General features: G+C 59.2%; 11 protein-coding genes. 2 read left to right on the top strand and 9 right to left on the bottom strand.

Features of this window, described 5'->3' with window-relative positions; genetic code table 11:
• Positions 1 to 279 precede the first annotated feature (279 nt).
• The 8 genes from C476_RS16810 to C476_RS19875 all read right to left on the bottom strand — a co-directional run bounded on the left by C476_RS16810 (position 280) and on the right by C476_RS19875 (position 5,793).
• A complete protein-coding gene (locus C476_RS16810; RefSeq protein ID WP_006825417.1) occupies positions 280 to 657 on the bottom strand; it encodes a hypothetical protein in 378 nt (125 codons plus the stop codon).
• 181 nt (positions 658 to 838) lie between these two features.
• Positions 839 to 1,993 (bottom strand): hypothetical protein, encoded by a 1,155-nt coding sequence (locus tag C476_RS16805; protein WP_006166121.1) that lies wholly within the window; start codon positions 1,991 to 1,993, stop codon positions 839 to 841.
• The gene (locus tag C476_RS16800; RefSeq protein ID WP_005533716.1) at positions 1,990 to 2,772 is read right to left on the bottom strand and encodes a hypothetical protein; all 783 of its coding nucleotides are present in this window, start codon (positions 2,770 to 2,772) and stop codon (positions 1,990 to 1,992) included. Before C476_RS16800 ends, C476_RS16805 begins: the two co-directional genes overlap by 4 nt.
• Positions 2,766 to 3,329 (bottom strand): hypothetical protein, encoded by a 564-nt coding sequence (locus C476_RS16795; protein ID WP_005533715.1) that lies wholly within the window; start codon positions 3,327 to 3,329, stop codon positions 2,766 to 2,768. The genes C476_RS16800 and C476_RS16795 overlap by 7 nt, the downstream gene beginning before the upstream one ends.
• Positions 3,330 to 3,358: 29 nt before the next feature.
• Positions 3,359 to 4,834, bottom strand: coding sequence for a hypothetical protein (locus C476_RS16790; protein WP_239638921.1), 1,476 nt, complete (start codon positions 4,832 to 4,834; stop codon positions 3,359 to 3,361).
• A gap of 23 nt (positions 4,835 to 4,857) precedes the next feature.
• Complete coding sequence (locus tag C476_RS16785; RefSeq protein WP_004052064.1) at positions 4,858 to 5,067, bottom strand: hypothetical protein; 210 nt, start codon at positions 5,065 to 5,067, stop codon at positions 4,858 to 4,860.
• Entirely contained in the window at positions 5,067 to 5,474 is a 408-nt protein-coding gene (locus C476_RS16780; RefSeq protein WP_005533704.1) for a hypothetical protein, read from the bottom strand. The genes C476_RS16785 and C476_RS16780 overlap by 1 nt, the downstream gene beginning before the upstream one ends.
• A gap of 76 nt (positions 5,475 to 5,550) precedes the next feature.
• Positions 5,551 to 5,793 carry a helix-turn-helix domain-containing protein gene (locus C476_RS19875; RefSeq protein ID WP_006166119.1) on the bottom strand — a complete coding sequence of 81 codons (243 nt, stop codon included), beginning with the start codon at positions 5,791 to 5,793 and terminating at the stop codon, positions 5,551 to 5,553.
• 321 nt (positions 5,794 to 6,114) lie between these two features.
• On the opposite strand from C476_RS19875, the gene C476_RS16770 reads away from it, so the two are divergent.
• Together C476_RS16770 and C476_RS16765 are read left to right on the top strand one after the other, a co-directional pair.
• Complete coding sequence (locus C476_RS16770; protein ID WP_005533698.1) at positions 6,115 to 6,303, top strand: hypothetical protein; 189 nt, start codon at positions 6,115 to 6,117, stop codon at positions 6,301 to 6,303.
• Between the two features lie 2 nt (positions 6,304 to 6,305).
• Entirely contained in the window at positions 6,306 to 6,974 is a 669-nt protein-coding gene (locus C476_RS16765; RefSeq protein ID WP_239640281.1) for an adenylate kinase, read from the top strand.
• Positions 6,975 to 7,315: 341 nt separating this feature from the next.
• On the opposite strand, the gene C476_RS16760 is transcribed toward C476_RS16765, so the two are convergent.
• Complete coding sequence (locus tag C476_RS16760; protein WP_006600903.1) at positions 7,316 to 7,879, bottom strand: helix-turn-helix domain-containing protein; 564 nt, start codon at positions 7,877 to 7,879, stop codon at positions 7,316 to 7,318.
• Positions 7,880 to 8,008 lie beyond the last annotated feature (129 nt).

The following is an 8,008-nucleotide window of genomic DNA, read 5'->3' as shown; positions in this document are numbered from 1 at the left end:
CCATAACCGTTCCCACGTGCGAACGACGAACGAATACGGTGGTTCCTTCGCCATTCGTTCGCCATTCGTTCGCCATTCGTTCGCCATTCGTTCGCCATTCGTTCGTGGGAACGCCGGTCGCCCCTGTCCAGAAAAAAGAGAACTTTCTACCGATTCGTACACGTCAAACAATCGACGAATCGACCACTATATAAAGAAACGCTGTTCGCGAGCTTCGTCGACGAGCTGAACATCGCCGTTTTTCGTCGAACGAGATTGAGATTCTAAACATCGCCCGGCTCAGAATATCCGGCGCGGATGTATCTTGACTTGGTTCGAGCCACGATGACCTCCCGCCCCGTAGAACTTGAGCCGGAGAGCACCGGCATCGACCGAGCGCATATCCACGACTTGGATGCCACGACCGCGGGCGCGGTAGGGAACGAACACGTACAGTCCTCGCTCCTCTGCGAGCCGTTCGTGATAGTCTTCGAAGATTCGGAATCGGCCTTCGGAGCCATCACGACGGTTCAGCATCGCGGCTTTGACTTCGACCGGGCGGCCGTCCGACGTTCGGGCGTCGTGCCAACTCCCGTGGTCGGCGTCGAGGCCGTAGCGCCGCTGCGCCGCTTCCTCCGCGAGTCGGCCATATCGTGCCGCCTTTCGAGAGCGATTCATAATTTTGCTTGACCTTGACCCGCCGGTTCGTCGAGCAGATCGACGCGAGACCCCCGGCGAAAATCAGCCAAATGGCGACCCCGCCAATCCCCCGCCCCCCCGAAAAATCCCATCACTCTGTAAGTAAGTAATGCGGCATGGGGGTGTGGGTGGAGGATGGACCGGGAGGAATCAATCGCCGTCATGCGGTTTCGACTTTCGACGGTTCCGGCACGCCGTCGAGATGATTCCACTCGCCGGATTCCCACTCTTGTTTGCGGTCGGTCGCCCACGAGCTACTGAATCCCTGTTTAGCGGCGGCGTCACCCTGCGAGATGCCGCCGTCGCACCACGGCTGACAGTCGAGCAGGTAGGCGCGCACGCGCTCGGCGCGCCGTATCTGTTCGGGGTCGATTTGGTCGGCGTCGTCGTCGCGGTCCTCGTCGAGGACGACGCGGAACGGCGCAGGGTCGTGCTCGGAATAACTCTCCCGAGTGTCGGTGAGTCCGACGAACTCCCCGATTTTCTCGCGCTTGTCCTCCCCGCCGGGCGATTCCCAGAGGATGACGCGACCGGGGTCGGCACGACTCGGTTTCTGGATGACGAGCGTCGTCATCTCGCGGATGGGTTTGTTCATCCCGCTCCAATTGTGAGCGACCAGCACGAGCGACCCACGCTTTGCGTGCGGCCCGTGGCGGTCCTCTTTCTTGCGGATGAGAGTCGCGCGCTCCGCGAACGTCTCGGCTTTCTTCGAGTCCGCACCGCGGCCGGTAAGCTCCTGCATTGCTTCGTCAAGCACGCCGAGCGATTGGCGTTTGTGTGACGCCATCGCCTCTAGCATCTCCACGTCGGACCGCACCACGGCGTCGAAGCCGTCCCACGTCGTCTGGCCGTAGAGCGTCCCGCCGGTTCGAGCGCCCCACGCCCGCGCAACGTCGAGGGTCGTCGCGGTCTTACCCGCGCCGGGTGGCCCGGTGACGACCGCAATCGTGCCCTCTTGCGCGAGCCGAGTCACAATCTCGGTGAGGGCGTCACTCGCCTCACGGTCCTGATTCACGATGCCGACCATGCCCTGCAACTGACTCACGTTCCCCTCACGATAGGCGCGGTCTACCATCGATGTCGCCGCCGACCGCACGATTTGTTTCCCGACGTGACTGTCCAGAAAGTCCTTGCCGCGCTCCTCGTAGATGCCGCAGTACCGATTCAGGAAGTCGAGCACGTCGGGGTCGTTAATCATCCCGGCGAACTCGCGGACGAACTCGTTGGACTTGTTCTCAAGTTCGTTCCGAAGGAATTCGCGGCCCTGTGCGGCCGAATAGATGGTGTTCCGGTCTTGGCTCCGTCCGCCGCTCATGCGCTCCCTCCGTCGTTCAGAAGTGGGTCGCGCGGTTCGAGCGCGTCGTCTGGGAGGTCGTCGTCAAAGACCATTCCCATTCCGTCGCCCCAGTCGTCGCCGTCGTCTTCGGCGGCGGCGTCGAGCAGGTCGCGGAGGTCGCCGTTCCGAAGGCGTCCCGGCCGGAGTTCGTCGGGGAGTTCGGCCGTGATAATCTCGTCAACTGACGGCTGGTCCGTCACCATCGGTTTCGATGGGTCGAGCGCGGCGTTCTGCGATTCCATCGTGTCGAACTTCACACGCCGGACGATTGCCGGAAGCGCCTGCCGGAGCGATTCTCCGCGTCGAGCCGCGGGTTCGAGGTCGCCGCGGTACTCTCCAATCACGTCCAGCACCTCGTCTGTATCGTGCCGACCGACGAGCGACGAGCCGGGGATAGACCGCCGCCACGTCCCGACTGCGACGTTTCGACCGGGGTCGAAGGCATACGCCTCGTACACTTCCCCCTCTGCCTTCTGGTGCGGATACAGCGGCCCCCACTCAACCTGAGTCTCTGCGAACGTGTCCGGCGAGAGCGACCAGCACGCCATAGGTTCGTCGTTGTTCGCGTTCACCTGTACGATTCGGACGCGAGGCGGGTCGGGGAGGAGGTCGTTGATTTTCCCCGTGGCGAACAGCGCGGCCACGCCCGCGATGACGAGCGCTGAGACCGCGAGGCTCGACCACGCCGGGAGTTCCGCGCCGCCGAAGTACGCCAGCGCCGCGCCCGCGCCACCGAGCTTCAGCCAGTCGTTCACCATTCGCGGACCACCTCAAGGTCTGTCTCCTCGCGCTTGCGCTTCACCCAGACATAGGTCCCGCCGACTGACGCGACCGCTGTTGCGCCAATGAGTGACTGGACGGTGCCCCATTCGACGGGGGGTTTCGCGGCCCTAACTGCGTCAGACCGGATAGCAACGATACCGTCCGCATTCGATGAGGTGACGGTGATTGCCGACGCGCCGTTGAAGTCCTCGGCGCGGAAATTGACGGTGGTCTCGCCGGGGGTCAAGGTCATGCGCCGAACGCGGGCTTTCCCCGCGGCCGAGCCGTCTCCTTCGCTCAGGATTCGGGAGAGAGTCCCGGCGTCGGTGATTGCGATTCGAGTCGGAGTATCCGCCTCGACGACGAGCGAGAACGTCCCATTTGAGAACGACCACGATTTGATTCGAGTCGTCGGGGAGAGTTCGATAGTCTGGGTTGATTCGGGCGTGCTCGGCGTGGCGGTCGCTGTCTCGTTCGTCGCGGCGACCGTGCCGACGAGCGCGGGCGATACAACTGCGATGAGGATTATGAGTGTGGTGATTATTCGGCGCATGGTGTCCGAAAAATTGGGAATCGGTGGGGTTAGTTCCGGGTTGAGACGAGGATGAGCGCGACAATCGCGGCAACGATGATAACGCGGTCTTCGGTTCCAACACCGAAGCCACCGCCGCCACCACCGCCACCAGTTCCGGTGGTCTCATACTGCCTTCTGAGTTGTCGCAACTGCTCGATTTCGTCCGCGAGGGAGCTTGCGTTCGTTGAGTTGTAGAGGTACTTGTGTGGGCTGGTCGTGTTCATCGTCTCCCCTGTCCGGGTGTTCACAGCCTCTAAAATTTCAAACTGCGACCCATATGTGGAGAGGTCAACAATCGTGCCGTTGGCCCCATCTTGAACAGCCATGTAGAAGGTTCCATTATAATCTGAAAATCGGTATGTCTGACCAGTATCCCAGCCACCAGATGCGTCATCTCCGGTGTAGAACAATGTTCCATTAAGCACCGTCGGATTGCCCGAGCCGTCTCCGACTGCAATAGTGTGCGATGCATTGATATCCCCGGAAGCACCGGTTGACGCGAGCATGGCCGCGCCCTGACCGTAGTATCCAGACTTTTTGAGAGATGTGGATGCCTCAGCCCCGATAGTGGATGGGTCCATCATCGCAAGGTCTGACGAGTTTATTTCGCCTGCTTGGTACTGGCTGGACACCTCATCAACGTAGGGGTCCATATTCGCAAGCACTTGTTGGGTCTGCTCTTGGGTTTCGTCGAGCAGATAGGTGTCGTTCTGGTCGTTCGCCCAAGAGCCGAGCGACCCATAATCCTGTGACTCGAAGATTCGTGTCTCCTCGGACGAGTTTGGTTCGACGGCAACAACCCGGATAGGAGATGCTTTTGGTGGGTCTGACGACCCCCCCGGATGGAAACGGGAGCCGGATGGGAGAGTCCTCAGAGAGATTTCTTCAGTATCGACAGATGTTCCATTGACTAACTCGAATTGAATCGTGTTTGTTCCAAGCGTTTCACCACCAGAGTACCATTCTCCATTCCTCTCATTTTGGTAGTAGTATCCAATTGTTTGGTCGGATTGGTTATCTAGACTAGCTATTTGAGTGACTTTAGCGTCCCAATCTGAGAGAATCCGAACCTGAACCCGAGAGTAGTAGTCTCGAACCGTTTGGTTCACCGCGGATTTAGCCTGTGACCGGGATGCACCGTTATTTAGCTCGTTCACCATCGTTATTTTAGCCTTTGACATGGCGACCGTTCGAGCATTAGCCATGAAGTTCTGCGTCGTCGTGGTGTACGAGTCGGTTGCGTCTTTCAGGGCAAGAGCGCTTGAATACGCATTTGTGGCGGTGAGATTCTCATAGTCGGTGTTGTCTGACCAATGACAACCCTCGGTATTGCCGAGAATCGTATTGAACCACGCACCACCGAGGTAGTTTGACGCCGAACCATCGCAGTTGACCATCTCCGCAGATGCGTGTCCGACCGGAGATGACCCTGGAACCACGCCGCTCGTGGCGGCGGTCGTGATGACGATTCCAACGAGCAGCATAACCATGACCCTCCGAACGAGAGTCACGAATCAAACACCTCAACGAGTCCGAGCCGGTCTGCGATGAGAGACCCACCGGCTGCACCAACCACAATCAGCCCTATTTCAAGACTGCCACCAAGCAGGTCGGATAAAATCGTGATGTCTGCGCCCGCGGATAGTCCGGCGTCGAGAGCACCAACCGACGCGCCAAGTGTGGCGACCGTCTCTAGGTCAAGGTCAAGGTCCACCATTAGAGCATCCACCCCGCAGCGAACCCGGCCGTGCTCGTGATGCCGACGTAGACCAAGCCCCAGAGGTCGCTACTCTGGAAGAATGAGGAAACGTCACCGACCAACAGCCACGCAGCGAACACCCCGACCGTGCCGAAAATCGACCACATATAGTAGTCGTCAAGCTTCTCCGCATCGTCTTTGAGAGACGATAGGTCGGTGTTCTCGTTCGTGATGATGATGCCCGCGAACGCGCCGACAGATACCGCGTACGCAAGCGTGATTTCGATATTCCCCGACGAGAAAATCACGTCGGTGAAATTGATATCGAATAGTTGGAAGGTTGCGATGCCCGTCTGAATGAATCCGGCGACCATGAGAGCCACCGTGAACCCCGCGTCTGCGGGGTCGAATTCCATCTTCGACATTACATTTTTAGACTGTCGCAATTAGTGAAAAGTGTTTGTGTTGATGACTGTTTAGTTTGCGTAGCAAATATCCATCTTAAGCCTCGTAAACATCAATCTGTGGCTTTACAAGGCCGATTGCTGACTCTCGGCCACGGTCCGTTAGTCGGTAGACTCCGCCGCCCTTCTCCTGCACGAATCCAGCATCTAAGAGGTCCTGAAAGGAACGAGACACCGAATTTCGGTGTCTCCCTGTCCTCCGAGCAATGTTACCAGCCTTATCATCATTGTGGAGTAACAAATCAACGAGGATGGCTTTCTGTGTTGGCGTGATGTCCATGAGATACCCGCCAATCGCTGGATGGAAACTCATTGTGGTCAATATGTTTGCATGGCTAACAGAATTGTTTGCATTACGAGCAGTTTGGAAGAACTAACAAACGTTTAAGTAATCCTGACTGAACAGTTAGAGCAAGAACTCGGACGTGTCACTCACGGTGTGGCGCGGCGGGAGCAAGATGGCCCCTTGCTCCCGAAGAAGAACCCCCGAAACCGAAGCAACGGTTTCGGGCGTGTATATGAGCTAACGGCGCTATCCGGCTTAAATTCACCGGATATGCTGTTTGCACTGCAAATTTTCGAGGTTCGTGGGCTGTCAACCATGCAACACGACAATCCCGCACTCCGACCAATTCGATTCATCGACGATGCCGAAGCAGTAGCTGACGCGCTCGACGCCGTCGACGAACTAGCGACCCACCCGGTCGTTGGCGAGGTCTCGCGCGAAATCGCAGCGCTCGCACGTGATGCCGCATCGAACCCTGACCAACACAACCTATCTCAGCAATGACCATGACCTCACTAGACGACGTTATCGACCGAATCGACTCCCTCGAATCCCGTGTTTCCGAACTCGAAGCCGAGAACGAACGACTCCGTGCCGAACTCGAAGGCGAGAGAAAGGCACGTGAAGACGCAGAAGACCGGGTTGAAACTCTCGAAGGGTGGCAGAATGGCATGTCTCGATGGAAGCAGTTTGTCAACGACGCTCTCGAAGGAATCGAGACTGCGGACGCCGGCCCTCAGTCGGACGACCTCGTTGGACTCCTCCCCATCGAAAAACTCGCCCGGATGCCCGACGACGTGGCGCGCACCCAGCTCGATACAGCTCAGTCTCGGAACCTCTGGCGTGCCCGGTTCATCTGGAACCACATGGACGACCTCGCTAGCATCGCGGGCGACTCGAACAACCAGAAGTTCCGCGTCACCTCCCCGGACATGATGAAGGCCCTGAAGGTCGCCGGAGAGTCGGACGGCGCGGTCGAGAGCAAGACGACGAAGCGAATCATGGAACGCATCGTTGATTGGACGCACGGACTCGCTGAAATCCGCCACACGTCGTCTGGAGAGCGCGCGCTTGTCATCCCGACCGATTGGGCGGAGCGCCGGGCGGATGTCGTCTCAGCCGAATCTGGGGCGGGGACTCCCGCGGCTGGCGGCGTCGTCAGCGGGGGGCGGTAGACGCGGGGGTTCTCCCCCGCCGACCGGCTCCCGGTTAGGTTCAACACCCTAACACGAATGCGTTGTGTTGGTGGTTCGATTAGCGGTTGGTGCGTCTCTTGTTGCGTTCTTGTTGCGTTCTTGGTCTATGGAATTAACTCCCGAGAGCTATCGGTCCGCGGACCGCCCTTGCTGACGACGGTGCCAGCCGACCCGACTCGGATTGCTATACCGACATACGGTTTACCGGCCGGTACACCGCCGACTCCGAGCATAGAAATCGACGGCGAGAAGCTTTGAACCTGTCTGCAACCGTGTTCCGCGGCCCTAACCCCAAGGGTTAGGGCAGGGAGACCCGACCTCTAGACCCATTCGTATTCGTGTGGAGGTCCGTGATGATGGACTGCGCGGCCGTCATCGACCGCGAGCCGGAGCGCCGGGCGCACCGACTTCCGCCACCACGTCTCTTTGCTCTGGTCCTCGACGGCGAACGCGGGCAGAAGTTCGTCCTCAAAATCCGAGCGCGTCATCCGACCATCGTCCCGAAGGACGCGGAGCGCCGCGCGACCGGCGTCACGTTGCTCCTGTCGCTTTGCGTCCGTCCGTCCGGGCGTCCAGTCGGCCAGCAGGTCCTCGAAGCCGTCGCGGTCGTCGCTCGTCTCAGACGCGTCGTCAAGAGCCGTCTGGTCGGGATGCTCGTCCGGGCGCATCGTCGGCGGCGTCACTCGGTCAACGTGCCACCATGCAACCGCCCGAGCGCCGACTTGCTTGCTTCCCACGTCGTCGGTTCGCTCTAGGATTCGGAGTTGGTTCAGGACGTGCCGAGACGAACACCCGAGTTCGTCGGCTAGGTCTCCAGTCGTCACAACCGGGTCACGATGTCGCAACATCGCGTCCTCAATCGCGTCTAGGTCAACTTCGCTCATACTTCGTTCGTCGTTCGCACGAGGGAACCATAACCGTTCCCACGTGCGAACGACGAACGAATACGGTGGTTCCTTCGCCATTCGTTCGCCATTCGTTCGCCATTCGTTCGCCATTCGTTCGCCATTCGT

The sequence above is a fragment of the Natrinema limicola JCM 13563 genome (assembly GCF_000337475.1).
GTDB lineage: Archaea > Halobacteriota > Halobacteria > Halobacteriales > Natrialbaceae > Natrinema > Natrinema limicola.
The sequence above is the reverse complement of the archived record's forward strand: the minus strand, read 5'-3'. Positions and strand labels throughout refer to the sequence as shown.

Coding starts and splice junctions, on each gene's coding strand:
- C476_RS16810 (WP_006825417.1), bottom strand. CDS start 657: ATGAATCGCTCTCGAAAGGCGGCACGATATGGCCGACTCGCGGAGGAA.
- C476_RS16805 (WP_006166121.1), bottom strand. CDS start 1,993: ATGAGCGGCGGACGGAGCCAAGACCGGAACACCATCTATTCGGCCGCA.
- C476_RS16800 (WP_005533716.1), bottom strand. CDS start 2,772: ATGGTGAACGACTGGCTGAAGCTCGGTGGCGCGGGCGCGGCGCTGGCG.
- C476_RS16795 (WP_005533715.1), bottom strand. CDS start 3,329: ATGCGCCGAATAATCACCACACTCATAATCCTCATCGCAGTTGTATCG.
- C476_RS16790 (WP_239638921.1), bottom strand. CDS start 4,834: ATGCTGCTCGTTGGAATCGTCATCACGACCGCCGCCACGAGCGGCGTG.
- C476_RS16785 (WP_004052064.1), bottom strand. CDS start 5,067: ATGGTGGACCTTGACCTTGACCTAGAGACGGTCGCCACACTTGGCGCG.
- C476_RS16780 (WP_005533704.1), bottom strand. CDS start 5,474: ATGTCGAAGATGGAATTCGACCCCGCAGACGCGGGGTTCACGGTGGCT.
- C476_RS19875 (WP_006166119.1), bottom strand. CDS start 5,793: ATGGACATCACGCCAACACAGAAAGCCATCCTCGTTGATTTGTTACTC.
- C476_RS16770 (WP_005533698.1), top strand. CDS start 6,115: ATGCAACACGACAATCCCGCACTCCGACCAATTCGATTCATCGACGAT.
- C476_RS16765 (WP_239640281.1), top strand. CDS start 6,306: ATGACCTCACTAGACGACGTTATCGACCGAATCGACTCCCTCGAATCC.
- C476_RS16760 (WP_006600903.1), bottom strand. CDS start 7,879: ATGAGCGAAGTTGACCTAGACGCGATTGAGGACGCGATGTTGCGACAT.